At 72.1% G+C, this 24,587-nt stretch carries 18 protein-coding genes and 1 pseudogene; 14 read left to right on the forward strand and 5 right to left on the reverse strand.

Annotation, left to right across the window (positions count from 1 at the left end):
• Window positions 1–3: 3 nt before the first annotated feature.
• From hypB to hypE, 5 genes are read left to right on the forward strand one after another with little or no spacing between them, the layout of a single operon-like run.
• A complete protein-coding gene (gene hypB, locus GWK25_RS22780) occupies window positions 4–837 on the forward strand; it encodes a hydrogenase nickel incorporation protein HypB (protein ID WP_215452484.1) in 834 nt (277 codons plus the stop codon).
• Complete coding sequence (gene hypF, locus GWK25_RS22785) at window positions 834–3,242, forward strand: carbamoyltransferase HypF (RefSeq protein WP_215452489.1); 2,409 nt, start codon at window positions 834–836, stop codon at window positions 3,240–3,242. The genes hypB and hypF overlap by 4 nt, the downstream gene beginning before the upstream one ends.
• Window positions 3,243–3,273: 31 nt before the next feature.
• Complete coding sequence (locus tag GWK25_RS22790; protein ID WP_251828991.1) at window positions 3,274–3,666, forward strand: HypC/HybG/HupF family hydrogenase formation chaperone; 393 nt, start codon at window positions 3,274–3,276, stop codon at window positions 3,664–3,666.
• Complete coding sequence (hypD, locus tag GWK25_RS22795; protein WP_215452492.1) at window positions 3,663–4,790, forward strand: hydrogenase formation protein HypD; 1,128 nt, start codon at window positions 3,663–3,665, stop codon at window positions 4,788–4,790. The genes GWK25_RS22790 and hypD overlap by 4 nt, the downstream gene beginning before the upstream one ends.
• Window positions 4,783–5,865, forward strand: a complete 1,083-nt coding sequence (gene hypE, locus GWK25_RS22800; protein ID WP_251828992.1) for a hydrogenase expression/formation protein HypE — start codon at window positions 4,783–4,785, stop codon at window positions 5,863–5,865. The genes hypD and hypE overlap by 8 nt, the downstream gene beginning before the upstream one ends.
• A gap of 64 nt (window positions 5,866–5,929) precedes the next feature.
• Here the strand turns inward: hypE and GWK25_RS22805 are convergent, their stop codons facing one another.
• The 3 genes from GWK25_RS22805 to GWK25_RS44320 all read right to left on the reverse strand — a co-directional run bounded on the left by GWK25_RS22805 (window position 5,930) and on the right by GWK25_RS44320 (window position 8,212).
• Window positions 5,930–6,295, reverse strand: coding sequence for a hypothetical protein (locus GWK25_RS22805; protein ID WP_215452494.1), 366 nt, complete (start codon window positions 6,293–6,295; stop codon window positions 5,930–5,932).
• A gap of 113 nt (window positions 6,296–6,408) precedes the next feature.
• The gene (locus GWK25_RS22810) at window positions 6,409–7,134 is read right to left on the reverse strand and encodes a hypothetical protein (RefSeq protein WP_215452497.1); all 726 of its coding nucleotides are present in this window, start codon (window positions 7,132–7,134) and stop codon (window positions 6,409–6,411) included.
• 187 nt (window positions 7,135–7,321) lie between these two features.
• Window positions 7,322–8,212: a calcium-binding protein gene (locus tag GWK25_RS44320; RefSeq protein ID WP_215452500.1), complete on the reverse strand. Its 891-nt coding sequence runs from the start codon at window positions 8,210–8,212 to the stop codon at window positions 7,322–7,324.
• A 632-nt stretch (window positions 8,213–8,844) separates the two neighbouring features.
• Between GWK25_RS44320 and GWK25_RS22820 the strand changes: the two genes are divergently transcribed.
• The 5 genes from GWK25_RS22820 (at window position 8,845) to GWK25_RS22840 (ending at window position 17,812) form a co-directional block, all read left to right on the forward strand.
• Window positions 8,845–13,113, forward strand: coding sequence for a HAMP domain-containing protein (locus tag GWK25_RS22820; protein WP_215452502.1), 4,269 nt, complete (start codon window positions 8,845–8,847; stop codon window positions 13,111–13,113).
• A gap of 202 nt (window positions 13,114–13,315) precedes the next feature.
• Window positions 13,316–15,745 carry a SpoIIE family protein phosphatase gene (locus tag GWK25_RS22825; RefSeq protein ID WP_374105783.1) on the forward strand — a complete coding sequence of 810 codons (2,430 nt, stop codon included), beginning with the start codon at window positions 13,316–13,318 and terminating at the stop codon, window positions 15,743–15,745.
• Between the two features lie 105 nt (window positions 15,746–15,850).
• A complete protein-coding gene (locus tag GWK25_RS22830) occupies window positions 15,851–16,402 on the forward strand; it encodes an ATP-binding protein (RefSeq protein ID WP_215452504.1) in 552 nt (183 codons plus the stop codon).
• Between the two features lie 118 nt (window positions 16,403–16,520).
• A complete protein-coding gene (locus tag GWK25_RS22835) occupies window positions 16,521–16,880 on the forward strand; it encodes an STAS domain-containing protein (RefSeq protein ID WP_308404291.1) in 360 nt (119 codons plus the stop codon).
• A complete protein-coding gene (locus GWK25_RS22840; RefSeq protein WP_215452505.1) occupies window positions 16,877–17,812 on the forward strand; it encodes a sensor histidine kinase in 936 nt (311 codons plus the stop codon). Before GWK25_RS22835 ends, GWK25_RS22840 begins: the two co-directional genes overlap by 4 nt.
• Before the next feature lie 31 nt (window positions 17,813–17,843).
• Here the strand turns inward: GWK25_RS22840 and GWK25_RS22845 are convergent, their stop codons facing one another.
• A complete protein-coding gene (locus tag GWK25_RS22845) occupies window positions 17,844–18,581 on the reverse strand; it encodes a DUF4232 domain-containing protein (RefSeq protein ID WP_215452506.1) in 738 nt (245 codons plus the stop codon).
• A 295-nt stretch (window positions 18,582–18,876) separates the two neighbouring features.
• Between GWK25_RS22845 and GWK25_RS22850 the strand changes: the two genes are divergently transcribed.
• From GWK25_RS22850 to GWK25_RS22860, 3 genes are all read left to right on the forward strand, one after another.
• On the forward strand, window positions 18,877–19,266 hold the full coding sequence (locus GWK25_RS22850) for a hypothetical protein (RefSeq protein ID WP_215452508.1): 390 nt from the start codon (window positions 18,877–18,879) through the stop codon (window positions 19,264–19,266).
• A gap of 140 nt (window positions 19,267–19,406) precedes the next feature.
• Entirely contained in the window at window positions 19,407–19,922 is a 516-nt protein-coding gene (locus tag GWK25_RS22855) for a hypothetical protein (RefSeq protein WP_215452512.1), read from the forward strand.
• An 11-nt stretch (window positions 19,923–19,933) separates the two neighbouring features.
• The gene (locus GWK25_RS22860) at window positions 19,934–21,052 is read left to right on the forward strand and encodes a hypothetical protein (protein ID WP_215452514.1); all 1,119 of its coding nucleotides are present in this window, start codon (window positions 19,934–19,936) and stop codon (window positions 21,050–21,052) included.
• Window positions 21,053–21,116: 64 nt separating this feature from the next.
• Here the strand turns inward: GWK25_RS22860 and GWK25_RS22865 are convergent, their stop codons facing one another.
• On the reverse strand, window positions 21,117–23,939 hold the full coding sequence (locus tag GWK25_RS22865) for a hypothetical protein (RefSeq protein WP_215452517.1): 2,823 nt from the start codon (window positions 23,937–23,939) through the stop codon (window positions 21,117–21,119).
• A 388-nt stretch (window positions 23,940–24,327) separates the two neighbouring features.
• Between GWK25_RS22865 and GWK25_RS22870 the strand changes: the two are divergent.
• Window positions 24,328–24,587, forward strand: a pseudogene (locus tag GWK25_RS22870) (hypothetical protein); the annotation flags it as partial.

Here is a 24,587-nt window from a genome sequence, read left to right on the forward strand (position 1 = left end):
ACCATGTGCCGTGTCGCCGACCTGCGCCAGGCCGTACTCGCGAAGAACGACGCGAGCGCCCACGAACTGCGCGCCGCCCTCACGGCCCGGGGCACCGCGGTCGTCAACCTGCTGTCCAGCCCGGGCAGCGGCAAGACCGCGCTGCTGGAACAGGAACTGTTGCGGGCCCGCGAGCGGTCGATCCCCGTGGCGGCGCTGAGCGCCGATCTCGCCACCGAGAACGACGCGATGCGCCTGGCGCGCTCGGGCGTGCCGGTCAAACAGGTACTCACCGACGGACTGTGCCATCTGGAGGCGGGGATGCTCGCCGGGCATCTGGACGGCTGGCTGCCCGACGACGTCCGGCTGCTGTTCGTGGAGAACGTCGGCAACCTCGTCTGCCCCGCCTCCTACGACCTGGGGGAGACACTCCGGGTCGCCCTCGCCGCCGTCACGGAGGGCGAGGACAAGCCGCTCAAGTACCCCACCGCCTTCGGTCTGGCCCAGCTGGTCGTGGTCACCAAGACGGACCTCGCGGAGGCCGTCGAGTTCAACGAGGTCGCGTTCCGCAAGAACCTGGAACAGGTCAACCCCGGCGTCGAGGTGATCCTGACCTCGGCCCGCCGGGGGTGGGGTGTCGGCGCACTGCTCGACCGGGCGCTGGCCACGGCGGACGGCTCACCGGCCCACGCGCCGGTCATGGCCCGGCAGTCCCACCACCACGGGCACACACACAGCCACGGCCACAGTCACAGCCACGACCACGCTCATGGTCACAGCCACGGCCACGGCCACGCGCACGGCCCTACGCCCACGCACCCGGAGGCCCCCGAAGCCATGGCCCACCCCCAGTCGTGAGCGCTCCGCAGGCCCAGGCCGTCGTCACCGAGGACACCCGGCTGCGGCGCCGCGTCACCGTCCGGGGCGTCGTCCAGGGCGTGGGCTTCCGGCCCTACCTGTACAGCCTCGCCACCGACCTCGCCCTGACCGGCCACGTGACCAACACCCCGGAGGGCGTGGTCGTGGAGGTCGAGGGCACCGCCTCGGCCGTGGCCCGGTTCTGCGACCGGATCGCCGCCGAGGCACCCCCGCTGGCCCGCGTCGACTCCGTCGACCATCGCGAGGTGCCTCCCGTCGGCGGCACGACGTTCACCATCCTCGCCTCCCACTCCGGGGGACCGGCCCGCACCCTGGTCTCCCCGGACACCGCCACCTGCGCCGACTGCCTCGCCGAACTGGCCGACACCACGAACCGTCGGTACCGCCACCCGTTCGTCAACTGCACCCACTGCGGCCCGCGCTTCACGATCGTCACCGGCGTCCCCTACGACCGGGCCCACACCACGATGGCCGGCTTCGCGATGTGCCTCGACTGCGCCCGTGAGTACGGGGACCCGGCCGACCGACGTTTCCACGCGCAGCCGGTCGCCTGCCCGGCCTGCGGCCCCCGACTGCGGCTGCTCGTCGCCGACGAGGGCGGACCGAGGAGCGCCGACGGCGGGGACCCGGTCGTCGAGGCGCGCGCCCTGCTGGCGCGGGGCGCGATCCTCGCCGTGAAGGGCCTGGGCGGCTACCACCTGGCCTGCGACGCCACCAACCAGGCCGCCGTCGACCTGCTGCGACGCCGCAAGGCGCGCGGCGACAAGCCGTTCGCCGTCATGACCGGGGTGACGGACGACATCCGGCACCTCGTGCGGCTCGGCCCCGAGGAGCAGCACCTGCTGGAGAGCCGGGCCAGACCGGTGGTCCTGCTGAGGCGGCGGCCACGACCGTCGTACGCCGTCGATGCCGTGCGGCCCGCCGACGCCGTCGCGCCCGGCAGTCCCGACCTCGGCGTGATGCTGCCGTACACGCCCCTGCACCATCTGCTGCTCGGCCTGCCCGGCGACGCGGACGGCTCTCGGCTGCTCGTCATGACCAGCGGCAACGTCTCCGGGGAACCGATCGTCACGGACGACACCGAGGCACTGCAGAGGCTCGCGCACCTGGCCGACGCCTGGCTCACCCACGACCGGCCGATCCACGTCCCCTGCGACGACTCCGTGGTCAGGGTCTGCGACGGCGAGCCGCTCGTGCTCCGCCGCTCCCGCGGCTACGCGCCGCTGCCGCTCACCCTCCCCCTGCCCGTACGGCCGGCCCTCGCCGTGGGCGGCGACCTGAAGAACGCCTTCTGCCTGGGCTCGGGCCGCCAAGCCTGGCTGTCGGCCCACATCGGCGACATGGACGACCTCGGCACCCAGCGCGCCTTCGAGCACGCGACGGCGCAGCTGGAGTCGCTCACGGGGGTGCGGCCCCGGACACTGGCGTCCGACCGGCACCCCGGCTACCGCTCCGCGCGCTGGGCCGAACGGAACGCGGCCGACCGGCCCCTCGTCCGTGTCCAGCACCATCACGCGCACATCGCCGCCGCGATGGCCGAGCACGGGCTCGACGGCACCCGGCCCGTCATCGGCGTCGCCTTCGACGGCACGGGCCACGGCGACGACGGCGCCGTGTGGGGCGGGGAGTTCCTGCTCGCCGACTACGACCGCTTCACCCGGTTCGGGCACCTGTCCTACGTCCCGCTGCCCGGCGGCGACGCGGCCGTACGGCGGCCGTACCGCATGGCGCTGGCCCATCTGCGGGCGGCCGGGATCGGCTGGGCCGACGACCTCGCCTGCACCGCGGCCTGCCCGCCCGACGAACTGCCGTTGCTCGAAAGGCAGTTGGAGCGCTCCCTGAACTGCGTCCCCACGTCCAGCATGGGCCGGCTCTTCGACGCCGTGTCCTCCCTCGCCGGGGTCTGTCACCGCGCCGGCTACGAGGCGCAGGCCGCCGTCGAGTGGGAGGCGGCCGCCCTGATCGCACCGGTCGAGGACACCACGGCGTACGCCTTCGCCCTCCACGACCCGGAGAACGGCAAGGCCGGCGCGGACGGCGAGGCCGGTGCCGTACGGGCCGATCCGGCGCCCGTGCTCGCGGCGATCGTCGACGACCTGCGCGCGGGCGTCGCACCGGCCCTGATCGCGGCACGTTTCCACCGGGGCGTGGCCGCTCTGGTGCACGCCATGTGCCGGCGGGCGCGGGAGCGGCACGGGCTGGACACGGTCGCCCTCACGGGAGGCGTGTTCGCCAACATGCTGCTCTCCACGGCCTGCGCCCGCGCCCTGCGCGGGGACGGCTTCACGGTCCTGCGGCACCGGTTGGTGCCGCCGGGCGACGGCGGGCTGGCCCTCGGCCAGCTGATGGTGGCCGCCCGGACCGCTTCCACTCCCACCGACTGAGCGACGCGCGACCCACAGCGAGGAGAGGTACATGTGCCTGGCGGTACCCGGCAGAGTGCTGGACATCGAGGAACGGGACGGCACCCGGATGGCCTCCGTCGACTTCGGCGGGGTGGTCAAGGAGGTGTGCCTGGAGTATCTGCCCGACCTGCGGGTCGGTGAGTACGCCATCGTCCACGTCGGCTTCGCCCTGCAACGGCTGGACGAGGAGTCGGCGCGGCAGACGCTCGAACTCTTCGCCGAACTCGGCATGTTGCAGGAGGAGTTCGGCGACGCCTGGGAGATGGCGGCCGCGGAGGCCGGCATGGACCGGAGGGCGCTCCCCTCGGAAGGGGCGCCCGCGGCGCAAGCTGCGGTGGCGGAGATGGCGGTGACGGAGATGGCGGTGGCACAGGCGGCGGTGGAAGAGGTGCGCGACCGGTGAAGTACATCGACGAGTTCCAGGACCCGGAGCTGGCGCGACGGCTCCTCGACGACATCCGTGCCACGGTGACCAGACCGTGGGCCCTGATGGAGGTGTGCGGAGGGCAGACGCACAGCATCATCCGGCACGGTATCGACCAACTCCTGCCCGACGAGGTCGAGTTGATCCACGGGCCCGGTTGTCCCGTGTGCGTGACCCCGCTGGAGGTCATCGACAAGGCGTTGGAGATCGCCTCACGGCCGGAGGTGATCTTCTGTTCCTTCGGCGACATGCTCCGGGTGCCGGGCACCGGCCGGGACCTCTTCCAGGTCCGGGGCGAGGGCGGGGACGTACGGGTGGTCTACTCGCCGCTCGACGCGCTGCGGATCGCCCGGCGTAACCCCGACCGCGAGGTGGTGTTCTTCGGCATCGGCTTCGAGACCACCGCGCCGCCCAACGCCATGACGGTCCATCAGGCCCGGAAGCTGGGCGTCGAGAACTTCAGCATGCTGGTGTCCCACGTCCGCGTACCGCCCGCCATCGAGGCGATCATGTCCTCGCCGAGCTGCCGGGTGCAGGGCTTCCTCGCGGCCGGACACGTCTGCAGTGTGATGGGCGTGGGGGAGTACCCGGAGCTCGCGGAACGGTTCCGTGTCCCCATCGTCGTGACGGGCTTCGAGCCGCTGGACATCCTCGAAGGCGTACGCCGGGCCGTCCGTCAGCTGGAACGCGGCGAGCACAGCGTCGACAACGCCTACGCCCGTGCCGTCCGCCCGGAGGGCAACCGGGCCGCGCGGGCCATGCTGGAGGACGTCTTCGAGGTCACCGACCGGGCCTGGCGCGGCATCGGGGTGATCCCCGACAGCGGGTGGCGGCTGTCGCCGAAGTACCGCGACCACGACGCCGAGCACCGCTTCGCGGTCGGCGGGATCCGGACGGTCGAGCCCGCCGAGTGCCGCAGCGGAGAAGTCCTCCAGGGGCTGCTCAAGCCGCACGAGTGCGAGGCGTTCGGCACCCTGTGCACACCGCGTACGCCGCTCGGGGCCACCATGGTCTCCAGCGAGGGAGCCTGCGCCGCGTACTACCTCTACCGGCGGCTGGACATGCCCGCTGCCAAGGCCTGGGAGGCGAGCCCCGTTGTCTGACACCACCGATCTCCCCGCCCCCGCCCCGCTCGACATCGAGGCGTGGACATGCCCGGCCCCCCTGCGCGACAGGCCCCGGGTCGTCATGGGCCACGGCGGCGGGGGAGCGCTCTCCGCCGAACTCGTGGAGCAGATCTTCGCGCCGGCCTACGGCGGCGATGTGCTCTCCCAGATGGGTGACGCGGCCGTTCTCGCGCTGGGCGGGGCCCGGCTGGCGTTCTCCACCGACTCCTACGTGGTGCGGCCGCTGTTCTTCCCCGGCGGCAGCATCGGCGACCTCGCGGTGAACGGCACCGTCAACGACCTCGCGATGCGTGGCGCCCGTGCCGCCTACCTCTCCTGCGGATTCATCCTGGAGGAGGGCGTCGAACTGGACGTGGTCACCCGGGTCGCCCAGGCGCTCGGCGCGGCCGCGCGCGCCGCCGGCGTGGAGGTGGCCACCGGCGACACCAAGGTGGTGGAGGCCGGCCACGGCGACGGGGTCTTCGTCAACACGGCCGGCATCGGTCTCGTCCCGGCCGGCGTCGATCTGCGGCCCCAGCGGGTCGTCCCCGGCGACGTCGTGATCGTCAGCGGCGCCATCGGCGTCCACGGGGTGGCGATCATGAGCGTGCGGGAAGGGCTGGAGTTCGGTGTCGAGGTCGAGAGCGACTGCGCGGCCCTCGGCGGTCTGGTCGACGCGATGCTCGCCGTCACCCCGGATCTCCACGTTCTGCGCGATCCCACCCGAGGCGGTCTCGCGGCCGCCCTCAACGAGATCGCGGCGGCCTCCGGCACGGGGGTCGTCATCAGGGAACGCGACGTCCCGGTGCCGTCGGCCGTGGCCAACGCCTGCGCCATTCTCGGCCTGGACCCCTTCTACATCGCCAACGAGGGCAAGCTCGTGGCCTTCGTCCCGCGCGAGCACGCCGACGCGGTACTGGAGGCGATGCGCGCCCACCCCCTGGGTGCCGACTCCGTGATCATCGGTGAGGCCGTCGAGGACCATCCCGGCATGGTCGTGGCCAGGACCGGCCTCGGCGGCACGCGGGTGGTCGACCTGCCGATCGGCGAACAACTGCCGAGGATCTGCTGACGCGGGCCGCGGTTCCGCGGTTTCCGCACGGCACCCACCGCCCCCGCGGCGGCCGCCCGGCGGTCTACGGGTCCTGCGGGTCCACGCCCGTCTTCGAGGCGGCGTCCTTGGTGCCGCTGGGACGCTGGGAGCGGCCCTTGCGGCCGGTGTCGCGGCGGCCCTTCTCGTCGGTGTCGCCGTACTCCTCGCCGCGCGCCCCGTGACTCTTCGCCGTGTCACCCGGGACGGATCTCGTCTCCTCGGCGGACTTCTTGCGTCCCCGGCCGGCCGCTTCCGCGTGCTCGGCCGTACGGAAGGAGCGCGGGGCGCTCGGGTTGTCCTGCTGACGGGTCTCGTCCACATCGGGCGACCAGCCGTGCTGCTCGGTGCCCCGGTGACGGCTCGGGCCCTTGCCGTGCGGCGGTTCGGACGAGCGTGGTTTCTTCGACATGGTCCCGACCTGTCTGTTCGTGGGCGACGGGGCGGCGCTCATGCGGCACCGCGATGTGTCGATTGTCCCTCTTTGTCATGGTTGGGGCACATCGAGTCCTGTGACCGCCGGGGTCAGGGGGTGAAGACCTCGTCGAGGCGGTCGATGGCCCCGTCGTCGCCGAGGTGGTACGTGAAGACGAGGCCCGAGTCCGGGTGGGCCTCCAGCCAGTCCAGGAACTCCTGGACGCCGATGGGCTGATTCGTCGTGCTTTCCACGATGGGCGTGGTCACGGTGATGTTCGCGGCCTGGTCCAGCGGGATGTACGTCTCCTTGCCGACCGTCTCGAAGGGGGCGCCGTCCGAGTCCGGGGTGCCGCATCCCCAGTTGCCGTGCTTGACGATCAGGCTCAGGGTCCCGCCTTCGGGCGTGTAGCGGTAGACCGCGATCTCGTCGGGGGAGATGGGCATCTTGTGATCGCAGTCGTCCCCGGCGTCACCGCCACCGCTGCCGTCCGCGCCACCCGAGCCCGTCGAGCCCGTCGTTCCGGAACCGGACTGCTCGGAGGAGGTGTCGGAGGCGGCTCCGGACTTCTCGCCGTCCTCCGCGCCGGCGGACGCCTTCGCGTCGGGCGTCCCGGCGGTGCCGCCGCTCTTCCCGCCGTCCTCGCCGTTCTCGCCGTCCTCGGCGTGCGAGCCGCTCGTCGCCGTCGCGCTCGCCTTCGCATCCCCGTCGGAGGCCTCCGCGCCGCCGTCACCGGAGCAGCCGCTGAGCCCCAGCGCTCCGGCGACACAGATGCCCAGCACGACCGAACGGGCGGCGCCGGGTCTGCGGCGGGTCTTCCTCGGCGTCTCGTTCATGATTCGTCCCCCTCCTGCTTGTTCGCGATCCCCGTGAGCCCCGTCGGCTCGGGAGAATGGGACGATTTTCGGCCGTCGGCAGTTGCACGTCCTGGCCGAATTCTGCACCTCGGCTTGCGCGGTGCCACCGGCGGGGCGTCGCGGGGCCGGACCGCGGCGCTGCGCGGTCCGGCCCCGCCGTGTCACCTCACGCCTCGCAGGCGGTCTTGGTGTCGCTCGTGTCGGCCCTGCAGGTGTCGGTGTTGGTGCCCCCGTTGAGGGAGTCGTTGCCGAACACGCCGTCCACGGCGTCGAGGGTGTCGTTCCCCGCCCCTCCGCTGTGGCTGTCGCTGCCGACACCACCGACCAGGGTGTCGTTGCCCGTGCCGCCCACCAGGAGGTCGTTGCCTCCGAAGCCGGACAGGACGTCGCCCGCCGTGCCGCCGGTGAGCGTGTCGCCGAACGGGCTGCCGTACACGATCTCGACGTCCGTGAGGACGTTGTCGCCCTCGCCGCCGATGCCGTCGTCGGCGGCGTTGTCGATGTCGACGACCACCCCGGAGGTGCTCTCCAGGTAGCTGGCGATGTCGCTGACGCCGCCCCCGCCGCTGAGCCGGTCCGCGCCCGTGCCGCCGATGAGGAGGTCGAAGGTGACGCCGCCGTTCAGGGTGTCGTTGCCCGTACCGCCGTTGAGGATGTTGCTGCCCGGGCTGGGGCCGCCGTTGATGACGTCGTTGCCGGACTCGCCCTTGAGGTCACCGCGGACGTTGCCGGTCTTGGTGATGATGTCGTTGCCGTCACCGGCGTTGACCACGACCGTGTCGGTGTTGAGGCTCACCGGGCAGGCCACCGAGCCGTTGACCTGGAGGGTGCAGCCGAGACCGGCGGTCAGGGTGTCGGCGGTGTCCTGGATGACGACATTGCTCCCGGACAGGCTGACCGTGATGTTGTTGGCGCGCCCCGCCGCCGCGTTGACGACCACGTTGGTCCCGCTCTTGGACACACCCGTGGCCGCGCTCGCGGGCCCTCCGGCCACCGTCACCGCGGAGGCGGCCGTCGCCGCGACCACCAGGACCCTGAGTAACGCTTTTCCTGCCATGGACTCCCTCTCGATTGCGTCCGTCGACCTGCCCGAGCACCGCCGGTGCTCGGGCGCCCCTACGGTCCCCGGCGGGCGCGGGCGGCGCATGGGGGAAGAGCCCCCATCTATCGGCGGAGTCGGGCCTGGCCCGCCGGGGGAGGGGACGGCGGCGCGGGGATGGGTGAGGGCCCTCTGAGGGCACTCGGCGGCGAGACGGCCGCCCGCGCCCGCCGGCGCGGAGCCGTGGACCTTCCGGACGGACCGGGGAGGGGGGTAGGAAGACGGAAGGAAGACAACGGGACGGGTGGCCGGAGAGGCGGCGCCCCTGCGGCACGAAGAGCGCCCTGGCAGGTGGCCCCGCAGCGCCCGGCGGGCTACCCCGGAGCGCGTCGGACGGCGGCGTGAAAACTTCTGCGAGTGCCCCGCGCGCGGGCTTGTATTCCGCCTGGGACGGTATCTTTTCGGGGCGGCAGGGATCTTCGCGACCGGCTTTGGTTGTCGGACGACAACTGCGTTAACCTTCACCGGATTTTCTCATCCGGCCGATCCGTGAACTGCGGAAACTCGGCCGGTGAGCGGGCCTTTCACGGCCCGGCGCGGGTTCCGAGTCCTCGGCGCGAGGGCTCTTGGGGAGCGGAACGAGGGTGCGCATGAGCGGCAAGACGACCGAGACGGTCGAACGGGCCCCGGGAGAGCAGGAGCTACGGCAACTCCTGGCCGGTCTGACGGCCGTGCGGGACGGCGACTTCGGCACCCGGCTGCCGTCCGACGGCGAGGGGCTGCTCGGCGACATCGCCACCGTCTTCAACGGCATGGTCGACCAACTGTCCGTGTTCACCTCGGAGGTCACCAGGGTGGCCCGCGAGGTGGGCACCGAGGGAACGCTCGGCGGTCAGGCCGAGGTACCGGGCGTCTCGGGCACCTGGGCCGATCTCACCGACTCGGTCAACGCCATGGCGGGCAATCTGACCACCCAGGTGCGCGACATCGCCCAGGTGGCGACGGCCGTCGCCAAGGGCGATCTGTCGCAGAAGATCGACGTTCCCGCGCGCGGCGAGATCCTCCAGCTGAAGGAGACCGTCAACACGATGGTCGACCAGCTCTCCGCGTTCGCCGACGAGGTGACGCGGGTCGCCCGCGAGGTCGGCAGTGAGGGACGCCTCGGCGGCCAGGCCCAGGTGCCCGGTGTCGGCGGGGTCTGGCGCGACCTGACCGATTCGGTCAACTTCATGGCCGGCAACCTCACTTCCCAGGTCCGCAACGTCGCCCAGGTCACCACGGCGGTGGCTCAGGGCGACTTGTCGCAGAAGATCACCGTGGACGCGCGGGGCGAGATCCTGGAGTTGAAGAACACCATCAACACGATGGTGGACCAGCTGTCCGGCTTCGCCGACGAGGTCACGCGCGTCGCCCGCGAGGTCGGCACCGAGGGACGGCTCGGCGGACAGGCGGACGTCCAGGGCGTCAAGGGCACCTGGCGCGACCTCACGGACTCCGTGAACTTCATGGCGGGCAACCTCACCGCGCAGGTCCGCAACGTCGCGCAGGTGGCCACGGCGGTGGCTCAGGGTGACTTGTCGCAGAAGATCACCGTGGACGCGCGGGGCGAGATCCTGGAGTTGAAGAACACCATCAACACGATGGTGGACCAGCTGTCCGGCTTCGCCGACGAGGTCACCCGCGTGGCCCGCGAGGTCGGCACCGAGGGCAACCTGGGCGGGCAGGCGATCGTCCGGGGGGCCTCGGGCACCTGGAAGGACCTGACCGACAACGTCAACGTCATGGCGTCCAACCTGACCGGCCAGGTCCGCTCGATCGCCCAGGTCGCCACGGCCGTCGCACGCGGTGACCTGTCCCAGAAGATCACCGTCGAGGCCAAGGGCGAGGTCGCCGCGCTGGCCGACGTCATCAACACCATGGTCGACACCCTCTCCGCGTTCGCCGACGAGGTCACCCGCGTCGCCCGCGAGGTCGGTACCGAGGGACGCCTCGGCGGCCAGGCCCACGTCCCCAACGTCGCGGGGACCTGGAAGGACCTCACCGACAACGTCAACTCGATGGCGAACAACCTCACCGGCCAGGTCCGCAACATCGCCCTGGTGACGACGGCGGTGGCGGGCGGTGACCTGTCGAAGAAGATCGACGTCGACGCCCGCGGCGAGATCCTGGAGCTGAAGACCACCATCAACACGATGGTCGACCAGCTGTCGTCGTTCGCCGCCGAGGTCACCCGGGTCGCCCGCGAGGTCGGCAGCGAGGGCCGGCTCGGCGGACAGGCCGAGGTGGAGGGCGTCGAGGGCACCTGGAAGCGGCTCACCGAGAACGTCAACGAACTGGCCGGGAACCTCACCCGGCAGGTCCGCGCGATCGCCGAGGTCACCAGCGCCGTCGCCGAGGGCGACCTGACCCGCTCCATCACCGTGGAGGCCTCAGGCGAGGTCGCCGACCTCAAGGACAACATCAACTCCATGGTGGAGTCCCTGCGCGAGACCACCCGGGCCAACCAGGAACAGGACTGGCTCAAGACCAACCTCGCCCGCATCTCCGGCCTGATGCAGGGCCACCGCGACCTGCCCGTCGTCGCCGAGCTCATCATGGACGAGCTGGCACCGCTGGCCTCGGCGCAGTACGGCGCCTTCTACCTCGCCGAGGACACCGAACGCGGCCCCGAACTGCGGCTGGTGGGCTCCTACGGCTACCCCGACGACACCGACCGGCCCGAGCGCATCCCCGTCGGCCGATCACTGGTCGGGCAGGCCGCACGCAACCGCCGTCCCATCAGCGTCGAGGAACTGCCGCCGGGCTATGTGACGATCTCCTCCGGACTCGGACAGGCCGAGCCCAGCGCCCTCGTGGTGCTGCCCATCGTGGTCGAGGACCAGGTCCTCGGCGTCATCGAACTGGGCTCCGTCACCCCCTTCACCCAGATCCACCAGGACTTCCTCGCCCAGCTGATGCCGACCATCGGCGTCAACCTCAACACCATCGTGGCCAACGCCCGCACCGACGAACTGCTGGGCGAGTCGCAGCGGCTGACCGCGGAACTCCAGGCACGGTCCGAGGAGTTGCAGGTCCAGCAGGACGAACTGCAGCGCTCCAACGCCGAACTGGAGGAGAAGGCCTCCCTGCTGGCCTCGCAGAACAGCGACATCGAGGCCAAGAACCTGGAGATCGAACAGGCACGGCAGGAGCTGGAGACACGCGCCCAGCAGCTGGCCCTGGCCTCCAAGTACAAGTCGGAGTTCCTGGCGAACATGAGCCACGAACTGCGCACCCCGCTCAACAGCCTGCTGATCCTGGCCCAGTTGCTCGCCCAGAACCCCTCGCGCAACCTCACGCCCAAGCAGGTCGAGTACGCGGGCATCATCCACTCGGCGGGCTCGGACCTGCTGCAGCTGATCAACGACATCCTCGACCTGTCCAAGGTCGAGGCCGGCAAGATGGACGTCGCCCCCGAGCGGGTCCCGCTGCGCAAGCTCCTCGAGTACGTCGAGGCCACGTTCCGCCCGATGACGACCCAGAAGAGCCTGGACTTCACGGTGGCCACCGCACCGGGCACACCCGCCGACCTGCTCACCGACGACTCCCGGCTGCGGCAGATCCTGCGCAACCTCCTGTCGAACGCGGTCAAGTTCACCGAGGAGGGCGGTGTCACCCTGCGCATCGAACCCGCCGTGGACCGCGAGATCCCCGTGGGCGTCCTGCGCGGCGGTCCCGTCGTTGCGTTCCGGGTCGAGGACACCGGCATCGGCATCCCCCAGCAGCAGCTGGAGACGATCTTCGGGGCGTTCCAGCAGGCGGACGGCACCACCAGCCGCAAGTACGGCGGCACCGGCCTCGGCCTGTCGATCACCCGGGAGATCGCCCATCTGCTCGGCGGCGCCGTCACCGTCGACAGCACACCCGGTCAGGGCAGCACCTTCACCCTCTACCTGCCCGTGGCCCGCGACGACTTCGAGGAACAACTCGACGGCGACCACCGGCCGACGGAGCACCCTGACCCCGCCGGCCGTGAACTCCCCTCCGCGTCCCGGCCGGACACCGCGTCCCCCGCGGTGCCCGAGCAGCGCCGACGCCGTCTGCTGGTCGTCGAGGACCGCCCCCGCGGACTGCTGACCCTCGTCGCCGAACGCGCGGTCGCCGACCTCGCCTCCGACGGCGACCCCCTCGGCGCGATCGACATCATCACCGCCGTCGGAGCACAGGAGGCCGCGAGCACACTGGCCGCCGAGCCCTGCCACTGCGTCGTCCTCGAACTCGCCATGCCCGACGACGAGGGCGCCCGGCTGCTGCAGGCCATGGAGGGCGACTCGGCGCTCTCCAGCGTGCCCGTACTGGTCCACACCGGCCACCGGGTGGACCTGGCGCACGAGCAGACGCTGCGCTCCCGCGCGGACGGCCGGCCGCTGGACTTCCTGTCCAGCCTGGACGAACTGCGTGAACGCATCACCCTGCACCTGTCCGCCGAGGAGCCGGGAGACGTGCTGTCCCTCGTGCGCGCCGAGGAGACCCAGCTACCGGCCGCGCAGGTCGTCGACGGCGCCTTCCGCGGCCGCAAGGTCCTCGTGGTCGACGACGACGCCCGCAACCTCTTCGCGCTCAGCGGCATGCTGGAGCTCCACGGCTTCCACGTCCTGCACGCCGACAACGGCCGCCGGGGCATCGAGATGCTGCTCGCCCACCCGGACGTCTCGCTGGTCCTGATGGACGTGATGATGCCCGAGATGGACGGCTACACCGCCACCTCGGAGATCCGGGAGATGCCCCAGTACGCCGAGCTGCCCATCATCGCCGTCACCGCCAAGGCCATGCCCGGAGACCAGGAGAAGAGCCTGGCGTCCGGTGCGAACGACTACGTGACCAAACCGGTCGACATGGGTGACCTCATCGGCCGCGTCCGACGGTGGCTGGCCGTATGACCGGGCGCCGCACCGCCGCGCGCACCAGCCCACCGCGTGGCGTCCCGGGACGCCCGAGCCGAGGAACAGGTCAACCGTGAGCAACCCCAGCCAGTCGGCCGAAGCGCAGCACGCCGACGCCCCGCCCGACGAGCCGTCGGTCGACGCCGCGTGTGAGGAACCGTCGGCCGGTGCCGCGCTCGGCGAGCCGTCCACCGGAGCTGTGCCAGGCGGGCCGTCGGCCGACGACCCGCCCACGGCCGGCCCGGCCGCCCTGGAAACGAAGGGGCAGTCCACGCCCGTCGGCCGGCTCGCCGCGACCGTGGAACGGCTGCGCCGCGAGGTGCAGGCCGCCCACGCGGAGGCGGACGGCCGTGCCGTGATCGAACTGGCCAAGGGCATCCTCGTCGAGCGGCTCGGCTGCGGACCGGCCCAGGCCGCCCTGCAACTCGCCGAACTGACCGAACAGGCGGGCGTGACGCCTCTGGAGTTCGCCGTCGAGGTCATCAACCAGGCCGCCCGCGACCGGCTCTCCGAGATGACCACCGCCCTGCTCGCGACCACCACGAGCCGGGACGACGCCGACGACCCACCGGGCGGCGGCTCCCTCGCCGTACGGTTGCGGACCGCCGAGAGCGCCGCACTGGCCGCCCACGACGCCCAGGCCGTGGCCGACTCCCTCCTGGAACACGCCCTGGCCCCGCTCGGCGCCGAAGCCGTGGCCATCTGGGCGCTGGGCGCCGACGGCTCCCTGACCCTGGCCGGCAGCGCCGGCTTCTCGGCCGCCGAGGCGACACGCTGGCGGTACGTCCCGCCGGGCGTCGCCACCGTCGCCCGTCGCGGACTCGGGGACCGAGCCGGCCAGTGGATCGGCTGCCTTTCGCAGACCGGCCTGCCCTCCATCGGCCGCCACCACCATCCCGACGGCGGCCGGGCCGCCGTCCCCGCCGGCACCGGCGGCCGCATCCACGGAGTGCTGGAGATCGTCTGGCCGACGCCGCTGGAGGCCCAGCCCCCGCAGATCGTCCGCCAGGTCGAGGCCCTGGCGGAGCTGTGCGCCCACACGCTCGGCACCTTCGTCCCGCCCCACGGCGAGGCCGAGGCGCGGGCCGCCGGGATCCTGCCCGACGTCGCCGAACTGATGGACCTCGCCGACGGGCTCCACGACCCCGCGCTGGTGCTCGTCCCGCACCTGGACGGCACCGGGGAGCTGGTCGATTTCCGCATCCACCACGCCAACAGCCGCTTCCTCGACCCGGCCGGCCGCCCCCGGGGTGTCGTCAACGGAGCCCTGCTCCTGGAGACGTATCCCATGGCCGCCGGCGAGAGCGAACTGTTCGATCAGGTCGAACGTGTCTACGCCACCGGCGAGCCCTTCCGCGCCCGCCGGATGCGGCTCACCTCCCTCGTGGAGGACGTCCCGCTGGCGGCCGTCGCCGACATCAACATCACCCGCCACGGCGGCAGCGTCCTGCTCATCTGGCGGATAGAGGACGAGACCGCGCGGCTGGCCAGCCTGCTGCAGCACGCCCAACGCCTCGGCCGTATCGGCGGGTTCGAGGAGAACCTCGTCACCGGCGAGATCACCTGGAACGGCCAGCTCTACAGCCTCTACGGCAAGCCCTCCATCAGCGGACCCGTCCCGCTGGAGGACCTGCCCGCCCACGCCCACCCCGACGACGCCGTCGCCATCGGCCGGTTCCTGCGGACCCTGCTGCACCACCGTCGCTCCGCGTCCGCCGCCTTCCGGCTCCAGCGGCCCGACGGCGTCACCCGGCACATCCGTGTCGTCGCCGAGCCCGTCCTCGACTCCGACGGCCGGCTCCTCCTCGTCCGGGGCGCCTACCAGGACATCTCCGCCCACCACTGGACGGAGGTCGCCCTCGCCGCCACCCGCGACCAACTCGCCCACTCCGAGCAGCAGGCGAGCGAACGCGACCGGCTCACCCTCCAGCTCCAGCACGCGATCATGCCCCCGGCCCAGGCCCCCCTGGAGGCCCCCGGACTGCGCGTCGCCGTCCGCTACCGGCCCGCCGAGACCCAGCACCTGGTGGGCGGCGACTGGTACGACGCGGTCGTGCTGCCCTCCGGGCTGGTGCTGCTGTGCGTGGGAGACGTCGCCGGCCACGGCATAGAGGCGGCCACCAGCATGGTCGTCCTGCGCAACGCCCTGCGCGGTCTCGCCGTGACCGGCGCCGGACCGGGCCAGCTGCTGGCCTGGCTCAACATGGTGGCCCACCACCTGACGGGCTCTGTCACCGCCACCGCCGTCTGCGGCCTCTACGACCCGCACCGCCACACCCTGCGCTGGGCCAGGGCGGGCCATCTGCCGCCGGTCCTGGTACGTGCGGCCGAGGCGACACCGCTCCCCCTGATCAAGGGCCTGCTGCTCGGCGCCCTGCCCGAGGCGACGTACGAGGAACACGAACTGCAACTGGCCGTCGACGACACCCTGCTGATGTACACCGACGGTCTGATCGAACGCCGTGACCGCTCCGTGGAGGAGTCCCTGGCCCAGCTGCTCACCGCCGCCCGGACCGTGCCCCCCACCCTCGACCAGCAGCTGGACCGCCTCCTCACCTACAGCAGGTCCGACACGGACGACGACACCTGTCTCGTGGGCGTCCGGGTGGCCCAGGTCCTGCCGGCCTGATCACCGCCGACAGGGTGACCGCCGGGCGACGGAACGTCTGCGGGCGCCGTCGGCGGGCACTCGGTGTGTACAGAGTCGGCGTCGGACGGGAGAACGGGGAAGTCGGTGACGAGCAAGAAGACGGACACCGGGGCGACAGGTGTCAGGGCGAAGGGCTGGGCGCATTCGTTTCCCGTGTCGGGAGGCGTGCACGCCGGGCGGCGGTGGACACGAAGGCAGCTGGAGTTCCTGCCATGGACCGCGGACGAGCCCGAGACGGTGGACTCCGTCGTCCTGGCCGTGTCCGAACTCCTCACCAACGCGCACGTCCACGCGCACAGCGACGCGCGACTGATCCTCACCTGGGACGGCGACTGCCTGCACGTGAGCGTGCACGACGAGGACCCGACGCTGCCGCGCCAACGCACACCGAAGCCGGGGGAGGCCTCCGGTCGCGGCGTGGGCATCGTACGGATGCTGGCGGACACGCTGGAGGTGAGGTGCCAACGTCACGGCAAGACGGTGTCGGCCTGCTTCCGTCCGGCGAGCGCCGCCCGCCCCGCTGCCGACCCGCCGGATGCCGACCCGCCGGACGCCGACAGGCCGGACGCCGGTCGTCTGGACGCCGATCGTCTGGACGCCGATCGGCCGGGCAGCGACCCGCCGGACGTCGGCTGATCGCTGTCGCACCGGCGGGTTATACGATGACGTGTCTGCCGCCCGCCGTCGCGTAGGGACGGTGAGCGGGGGCCGGTAAGCGCCGTACGGCGGCGCATGGGAAGCAGGGGGAGAGAACGTGGATGCCTCCCATGACGCGCACGAGCCGGGGTCGGCACGGTCGTCCGAGGGCACGGCGCTGGAGATCCGCGCTCTGCCGGGCCGCCCGGGGATCCGAGCCGCTGGAGAGATCAACGTGACCACCCGCTCTTTCTGGGAACACGCTCTGAAGGACCTGGCGAACGCCCACACGGACGTCTCCTTCGTGGAGCTGTCCGAGCTGATGTCCATCGATGTGGGCGGTGCGGCGGCGCTGGCGGTCACCGCGCAGCGACTGCCGACGGGCCGGATCGTCGTGGACCGTCCACCGCCGGAGCTGGAGCGGATCCTGGACATGTTCTGGCCCGGCCTTTCGATGATCGAGGTGGCGGGGCGATGAGTACGGCCACGAGCAGTGAACACGAACCCTTTGTGCACCCTGCGTTGTTCTACCGGGGCAGGGAGCAGTACACGGCGGGCACGGTGCCGTTCCTGCTGGCGGGACTGTCCGCCGGCGAGGCGGTCGCGGTCGCGGTTCCGGGCCCCAACCTGCAGCTGATCAAGGCCGCGATGGGCGCGCGCGGCGCCGAGGTCGAGTTCCTGGACATGACCAGGGCGGGCCGCAACCCGGGGCGGATCATTCCCGGGGTGCTGCGCGCCTTCGCCGACGCCCACCCGACCGGCCGGGTGCGGATCATCGGCGAACCGATCTGGGCCGACCGCTCGGCCGTGGAGTACCCGGCCTGCGTCCAGCACGAAGCCCTCATCAACGCGGCCTTCCAGGGCCGGCACGTGACGATCCTGTGCCCGTACGACGCGGACGCCCTCGCCCCGGAGACGCTCGCCGACGCCCATGCCACCCACCCCGTCGTCATCGACGCCGGTGTCGAACGCGCCAGCGACACCTACGATCCCGAACGAATCGTCGCCCACTACAACCAGCCGCTCGCCCATCCGCCAGGAGCGGCTGCCCTCTCGTTCGACGCGGACGCACTCCCGTCGGCCCGTTCCTTCGCGGTCCAGGAGGCGCGGCAGTTGGGCCTGACCGGTGACCGCTTGCAGGATCTGACACTGGCGGTGGCGGAGCTGACCACCAACAGTGTGGTGCACGGCGGTGGAACGGGCACGCTGCGCGTCTGGGCGGAGGGGCTTCAGGTCGTGTGCGAGGTCCACGACCGAGGCCGCCTGGCCGACCCCCTGGCCGGCCGCAAACCCCCGGCACGAGACCAGTTGGGCGGCCGCGGTCTCCTGCTCGTCCACTACGTCGCCGACCTTGTGCGCCTCCACACCACCGAGGCCGGCACCACCGTCCGCTTCTACCTGGACCTCTGACCGCGCCGCCCGGCTCGCGAACCGCGCGGGGTCAGTAACTCAGCGCGTCCTCCGCCGTTCCGAGGAAGCTGGTGACCGTGCCGTCGTTCACGGTGACAGGGCCGTCGGTGATCGTCACCGTAGCCGGGCTCTCGGCTGCGGTGAGCGCGATCTCCACCTGGTGGGCGGTCTTGCCGCCCTCGGTGCCGAGGCCCGCGAACAGGATCCCGGCGTAGGCGATGTCGCCGGCGTTCAGCAGCCAGTCGTCGACGGTCGGGCCGCGGTGCTCCGCCGCCCCGTCGAGCTCCGGAATCGTGATGACCAGGTCGTTGGCCGCCAGCAGGCAGGGGTCGCCGCTGTTGTTGGTCGCGGTCAGCAAGGCGTGGTTCGCCTCCTTGGAGGCGACGGTGACGTTGTAGCTCAGGTCGGTCGTCTCGCACATGCCCACGCCACCGTCCTGGTCGTCGTCCGTGCCGGACCCTCCGGACCCGGATGTGCCGGTCCCGGACTTCCCGGTCCCGGACTTGCCGCTGCCCGACTTCCCGGATCCGGACTTCGACGGCGGCGGGGTGCTGCCCCCGTCGGCGGAGTCGTCGCCCTGGCCACCCGGTTCGGCCGTCGCGGACGCCTCGGCGTCCGTGTCCGAACCGGCTCTGGACGGGCTCGCCGACGCTCTCGGCGAGGCCTTGTCCGTGTCCTTGCCCGTGTCGCACGCGGTCAGTGCCACGATGCCGAGCGAGCAGGCGGCGAGTACGGCGGTGAGACGGCGCGAACGAACCGTGTGAATCATGAGGAACCCCCCGAGAGTGTGAACGTCCGGGTGATCGTGCCTCATGGGAGCGCTTCCTCCACCCGCTCGCACCGAGAGGAAACTGTCTGCGGACAGCACTGTGACACTGTGACCGAGCCGGCGGATCGACAACGCCCACGAGATCGACGGCACGGTGGATTTCGGCCGATCCGGTCGGCCTGATCGTTTCTGAGTACGCGTACTCAGGCCCCGCGACGATCACTTGGGCAGACTGTGGCGTCCATGACAGGCGAGTGAGGGAGTGGACGTGAACAGGACGAGAGAAGCCCTGGCTGTGTCAGTGCTGACGGTCTGCGTGCTGGCGGGATCCGGCGTGGGGTCCGCCGCCGCGGCCGGGGACCCCCTGCTGCCCCACCCCGGCCCGGAGGGCCTGGTGTGGGTGGAGGAACAGGTCGGCGACGGTGGGGTGGCGTCGGGAGGCGCCTGGGAGAGGCTGCCGACCGTCCTCACGGTGGCGTGCGAGGGCGGCGGTGACGTGCGGGTGACGATGAGATCGCGGGAGACGGAGGTCGCCGCGTTCACGGTCGACTGCCCGGCGGGAACCGCCGGCGTCGGCTCGGTGACCATGGACCCCGGCGTGGTCCGGAACGGCTCCTTCACCATCGGGGTCGACGCGTCGTCCGAGACGATCCGCTGGGCACTGACGGTGACCCAGCCGGAATAGCCGGAATAGCCGGAACGGGGGGCTAACCGTCGGCATAGTCGGAGCACATCGGAAGCGACCCGGCGGCGTGCGACGGCACGGAGGTCTCATGTCCCGGCTCCCGCGCCCCGGTTGGACCGTCGACACCGCATGATGGGCACATGAGCGATCACGAACTCCCGGCAGCGGTGGACTCGGCGGCGCTGCTCGACCTCTCCCGAGGCCACCATGGACGCACCGTACAGCCGGTGGGCACGCGGGAGGTGGGCGGCCATCTGGTCAAGGTGTACTCACTGGAGGCGCCGGGCCGCAGCGTCACCGAGCAGGACACGGCCGGCGCCCTGCGGGTCGCCGCGGCGCACCTCGAACTCGGGCGCGTCCGCGGGTCGCTCGGGCTCGCCACCCTGATCGTGCACGCGGGCGGCGACGGCGACTACGTCCTGGTCCACACCTGGATCGAGGGCCACATGTCCGACCTGGCGATCTTCACCGGCCCGGCCGGGCGGCCCGACCTGCTCCGCCCGGGACGTGCCGGCCTCGCCCCCTGCGTCTGGGAGGCGGCCGTCATCGCCCACGAACGGGACGCGTTCTCCCGGCACGTCCTCGACGGCACCGCTCCGATCGCCGACCGGCTGGCCGCCTGGCAGGACGACACCCTGACGGGCGGCCTCCGGTGACCGGTGCTCCGGTGGGGCGGCGGAGACGCGCGTGGAGGGCGGTCGGGCTGGTCGCCCTGACCGGTGCGGCGGTCGCCCTGAGCGCCTGCGGTCCGGAGGGCGTCGACGCCGACGCCTCCGGCGACCGTGAGACGAGGTACAGACGGGTCATCGAGGATCCTCACCCCAGCCCCGCCGACGTGATCGAGGCGGCCGGGGCTCCCTCCGGTGTGGCGAGCGCGGACGACGGCTCGCTGCTCCTGACGTACGAAGCCGACAACGTCGAGGACGACGAGGGCCCGGCCGCGACCGCCTGGCGCATCGTCGGCCCCGACGGCCGTACGGTCGCCGAGCACGCGGAGCATGCCGACGCGGAGGATGTGACGCCGGCCTTCACGGGGGCGAGCGGCGGATTCGTGCAGGTACCGGGGGACGGGGGAGCGTACCTCCTCGACGTCCGGGGGAAGCGGCACGGGCTCACCCTCAGCGAGACCCCGTTGCGCACCCGCCCCGGCGACGTCCTGCTCTCCGAACGGGAGCCGGCCCTCGTCTACCGTCCCGCCACACGCACCGCGGCACCACCGGCCGGACTGCCGGAGGAGGCCGTCGACTTCGCCGTGGACGAGCGGGGCACGGTCTGGAGCCTGGAGCAGTCGCTGTCCGCGAAGCCGCACCGCGTCGTGTGGCAGCGGGCGGGCCGCACGCTCGGCTCCGAGGCGGTCCCGACGTCGTACGGTGTCGCCGCCCTCGCGGCGCGGGGTGGCACGGCGGTCGTCGCCCTGGAGACGGACCAGGGTCTGCGCGGCCTGCTGCTGACGTCGGACGGCGGCCAAGAGTGGCGCACGGTCCTCGCGGGCGGAATTCCCTGGGCCGATCTGAGCCATGGCCCGGGGTTCCTGGTCCTGGAAGTGCTCGCGGACGGACGGGTCCTGGTCGGAGGGGAGGGCGGCCGTCACTGGCTGGCCGACGACCCCGCCGGAACTTCCTTCCGCGAGATCAGGACCCCGGCGAGGTTCACGTCGCTCACCGTCGAGGGCAACACCCTCCACGGCATCGTGGACGCGACGACGGCGACGTACGACCTGGTGCCGGACGAGGGGCTGTGGACCTCCCGCGACGGCGGACGTGCGTGGCGGCGCGCGGCGGGATAGACGCACCGCGACGCCCGGCTGTCCGCCCGCCGAAGGACGCCGGGCACCCCGTTCCGGGGCCGGTTCAGTCGTGGTCGGGGCAGGGCGGACGGTGGTCGAGGCCCGGGAAGTGGCGGGTCCACTGGGCGGAGGTGAGAGGGGCGTCGACGTGGGTGCAGGCGTGGGCGCGTACCCAGGAGACGTCGGTGTTCCAGATCTCGATCGTGTGGTCGTTGCTGAGGGTGGCCACGGTGTCGGACCCCGCAAGGGGCAGGACGACCGCGAGGCCGCCCGAGAGTCCGGTCAGCAGGGCTCGTTCGCTGGGGTGTGAGCGGTCGGTCGCCTTCCACAGGCGTACGGTGCCGTCCTGTCCGGCGGTGATCACCTCACGGCCGTCCCGGGTGAACTCCACGTACCCGATCATGCCGGTGTGGGCGTGGAGCCGGCCGAGCCTGCGGTGCGCGCGCGGATCGGCGACGTCCCAGAGGCGCGCCGTGCGGTCGTCGCTGCCGGAGACGAGCGTACGGCCGTCCCGGCTGAAGGCCAGTCCGACGACGAAGTCGTCGTGGTCGCGGAGCACTGCGGTCGTGGAGGCGTGGCGCGGGTCGGTGACGTCCCACAGGCGGACGGTGCGGTCGTCGGAGCCGGAGGCCAGGGTGGAGCCGTCGGGGCTGAAGGCGACCGGTTTGACGTTGAGCGCGTGGCCGGTCAATTCTCCCAGGAGGCGGGGGCGGCCGAGGTCGCGGACGTCCCACAGCCGGACGGTGTCGTCGTAACTGCTGGTGGCGAGCGTGCGGCCGTCCGGGCTCACGGCCAGGGAGAAGACGAACTCGTCGTGGCGGCTGGGGGTGGTCGACCGCAGGCGCGGTCGGGCGGGGTCGGCCACGTCCCAGAGCCGGATCGCGCCGTCCTCGCCGATACCGGCCAGTACCCCGCCGGGGCCGAAGGCCAGCGTGTGGGCGCCCTCGGGGTCGCCGTCCTCCGTGCCCAGCGGACGGGGGGCACGGGGGTCTGCCATGTCCCACATCCGGAGACTGCCGTCGTCGTGCGCGCTGGCGAGCCTGCGGCCGTCGGGGGTGACGGCCAGGGCGTGGACATGGCGGGCCAGGGTGTACGGGGCGACGCTGAGCAGCCCGTTGCGGGTGGCCCGGTTGGCTTCCAACCGGTAGGCCGCCAACGCCAGTTGCACGGCGAGCGAGCGGTCGCGAGTACGCAGGGCCGCCGCGTTCTCGACGGCCTGGAGTGCGAGGAGATGGTTGCGCTGCGCGGTGACGGTCTGCTGGGAGCGCAGCGCGTGACCGACGGCGGCCGCGGCGCACAGAAGCAGGACGACGAGGGCCGCGACGAGGCGGCGCAGCCGGCGGACGCGGTGGCGGGCACGCCGTGTCTGCGCCTGTTCCGCGGCCTCGCTCGTCTCCAGGAAGGCGCGTTCCCGGGCGGTGAGCGTCTCCTTCGGCAGGTCCCTGGCGGCGGCCAGACGCAGGCCCCGGTACAGGGTGTCCGGGTCGCGGTGCAGGGACTCCCAGACCGTGGTGGCCTCGGTGAGCGCGCGGTGCAGGCGCAGCCGGTCGCGGTTCTCGCCCAGCCAGCCGCCGAGCCTGGGCCAGCAGCGGATCAGGGCCTCGTGGACGATCTCGACGTGGTCCCGGTCGACGGTCAGCAGGCGTGCCCGGGTGGCTTGTTCGAGGACGAGCGCCGTGTCGTGGCTGTCGTCGAGCTCATGGCGCGGCACACGGCGTTTGGTGTCCTCGGTGCCCTCGCCCAGGGCGATGAGGCGGAGGAACAGCAGTCGGGCGACGGTCTGCTGGGAGTCGTTCAGGGACGCGTGGAACGCCTCGGCGGTCTGCGCGAGGGCGCCCTCGAAACCGCCGGCCGCCTGGAATCCCGCGAGGGTGAGGGTGTTGCCGCGCCTACGGCGCCAGGTCTCCAGAAGGGCGTGCGAGAGCAGGGGGAGAGCCCCGGGTCGGCCGTGGGCGTCGGCGGTGAGCGCCGCGAGAAGGGCGCCCTCGACGGTCAGCCGGACGCGGGCGGCCGGCTGGACGATCGTCGCCCGCAGCTCGTCGAGCGTCATCGGACCGACGGGGACGTGCGCCTCCGCCAGGGCATCGACGAGTGCGGGCAACCGGGTGCAGTGCGTGTAGAAGTCCGACCGTACGGCCAGTACGACGCGGCAGCGGCTGTCGGCGGCGTGCGCGGCATGCAGAAGGGCCGAGACGAACACGTCACGCTCCTCCGCGTCGGAGCAGAGGGTGAACACCTCCTCGAACTGGTCCACGACGACGAGGAGTTCGTCTGCCGAAGCCGGTGAGCGGGCCAGGATCTGGCGTACGACACGGTGCAGCGTGCGCGGCTCCGAGGCGAGTTCGTCCGCGACGGCTCCCGGCGTGAGACGGGCACGGGCCGCCAGCTGGATCGCACATTCCTCCAGGGGGCGCGCGCCGGGAGTGAACACCAGGGCCGGTTCACCGGGGAATTGGGGGAGCACGCCGGCGCGCAGCACCGAGGATTTCCCGGATCCCGAGGCGCCGAACAGAACGAGAAATCTCTTTCTGTTCAGGTGTTCGAGGATTCTTCCGGTCAGATTCTCCCGGCCGAAGAAAGCGTCGGCGTCCGACTGTTGGAAAGGGGCCAGACCGGCATAGGGCGAGATGGCCGTGGTCTCCTCGACACCGGGGGGCGCCGAGGCGGGGATGTCGCTCCCGGTGGCGCACGCGGCGGCCGTGGCGTGCCAGAACAGCTCCCATTCCCGCACGTCACCGCCACAGGCGCGGACGTAGGCGAGGGTGACCGCCAGTGACGGCAGTTGACGTCCCGACGCGGCCCCGGAGAGGGCCGCGATCGAATAGTGCGCCCGCCGTGCGAGGTCCCGATAGGTGGGACTTCCGGACTGCTCCCGCAGTTTTCGCAACCGCGCCGCGAAATCCCGCAGTGGACCACTCTCCGCTTCCAGCGGTCGCTCTCCCCGTGGCACCCGAAAACGCACCTCCCTCTGCGCCATTCGGGATTGTTCACCATGCGTTTGTTCAGCGCCAGCCCGCCGATCGTGAACAACGCACGGCGGCTACAAACGGACCGTCGACTCCCGCACCGGGGAAACGGCGCGTCGACTCCCGCACCGGGGAAACGGACCGTCGACTCCCGCGCCGGGGAAACGGCGCGTCGACTCCCGCACCGGGGAAACGGCGTGTCGCCCTCCCGCACCGAGGAAACGGCGTGTCGCCCTCCCGCACCCAGGGCCCGATCCGTGCCGCCGTCCGGTGCCGCGACCACCACCACAACCGATCCAGGAGGACCTCATGAACGCCTACACACGTCACTGCGCCGCTCGAATGCTCGGGGGCGCGGCGACCCCGCCCCCGCTCTCCGGCCCCGATCCGGTCGAGAGGAGCGAGCGCCGCGACGCCCCTGACCGGCTGGGGCACTTCACCGCCGATCAGCTCGGACGGCTGTGTGAGGTGGCCGGCATCGGAGCGCGGCAGCGGGCCACGCACCAACGGGTGCTGTCCGAACTCCTGGGCCCGGCCGCCGCGCTGCCCCTGACCGACCCGCCGCCCTC

Source organism: Streptomyces sp. ATCC 21386 (genome assembly GCF_018728545.1).
In the GTDB taxonomy this organism is placed as follows: Bacteria; Actinomycetota; Actinomycetes; order Streptomycetales; family Streptomycetaceae; genus Streptomyces.

What these genes read in the sequence shown, in the direction of transcription:
- hypB (WP_215452484.1), top strand. Translation starts at nt 4, where the DNA reads ATGTGCCGTGTCGCCGACCTGCGCCAGGCCGTACTCGCGAAGAACGAC.
- GWK25_RS22790 (WP_251828991.1), top strand. Translation starts at nt 3,274, where the DNA reads ATGTGCCTGGCGGTACCCGGCAGAGTGCTGGACATCGAGGAACGGGAC.
- GWK25_RS22805 (WP_215452494.1), bottom strand. Translation starts at nt 6,295, where the DNA reads ATGTCGAAGAAACCACGCTCGTCCGAACCGCCGCACGGCAAGGGCCCG.
- GWK25_RS22810 (WP_215452497.1), bottom strand. Translation starts at nt 7,134, where the DNA reads ATGAACGAGACGCCGAGGAAGACCCGCCGCAGACCCGGCGCCGCCCGT.
- GWK25_RS44320 (WP_215452500.1), bottom strand. Translation starts at nt 8,212, where the DNA reads ATGGCAGGAAAAGCGTTACTCAGGGTCCTGGTGGTCGCGGCGACGGCC.
- GWK25_RS22820 (WP_215452502.1), top strand. Translation starts at nt 8,845, where the DNA reads ATGAGCGGCAAGACGACCGAGACGGTCGAACGGGCCCCGGGAGAGCAG.
- GWK25_RS22840 (WP_215452505.1), top strand. Translation starts at nt 16,877, where the DNA reads ATGAGTACGGCCACGAGCAGTGAACACGAACCCTTTGTGCACCCTGCG.
- GWK25_RS22845 (WP_215452506.1), bottom strand. Translation starts at nt 18,581, where the DNA reads ATGATTCACACGGTTCGTTCGCGCCGTCTCACCGCCGTACTCGCCGCC.
- GWK25_RS22855 (WP_215452512.1), top strand. Translation starts at nt 19,407, where the DNA reads ATGAGCGATCACGAACTCCCGGCAGCGGTGGACTCGGCGGCGCTGCTC.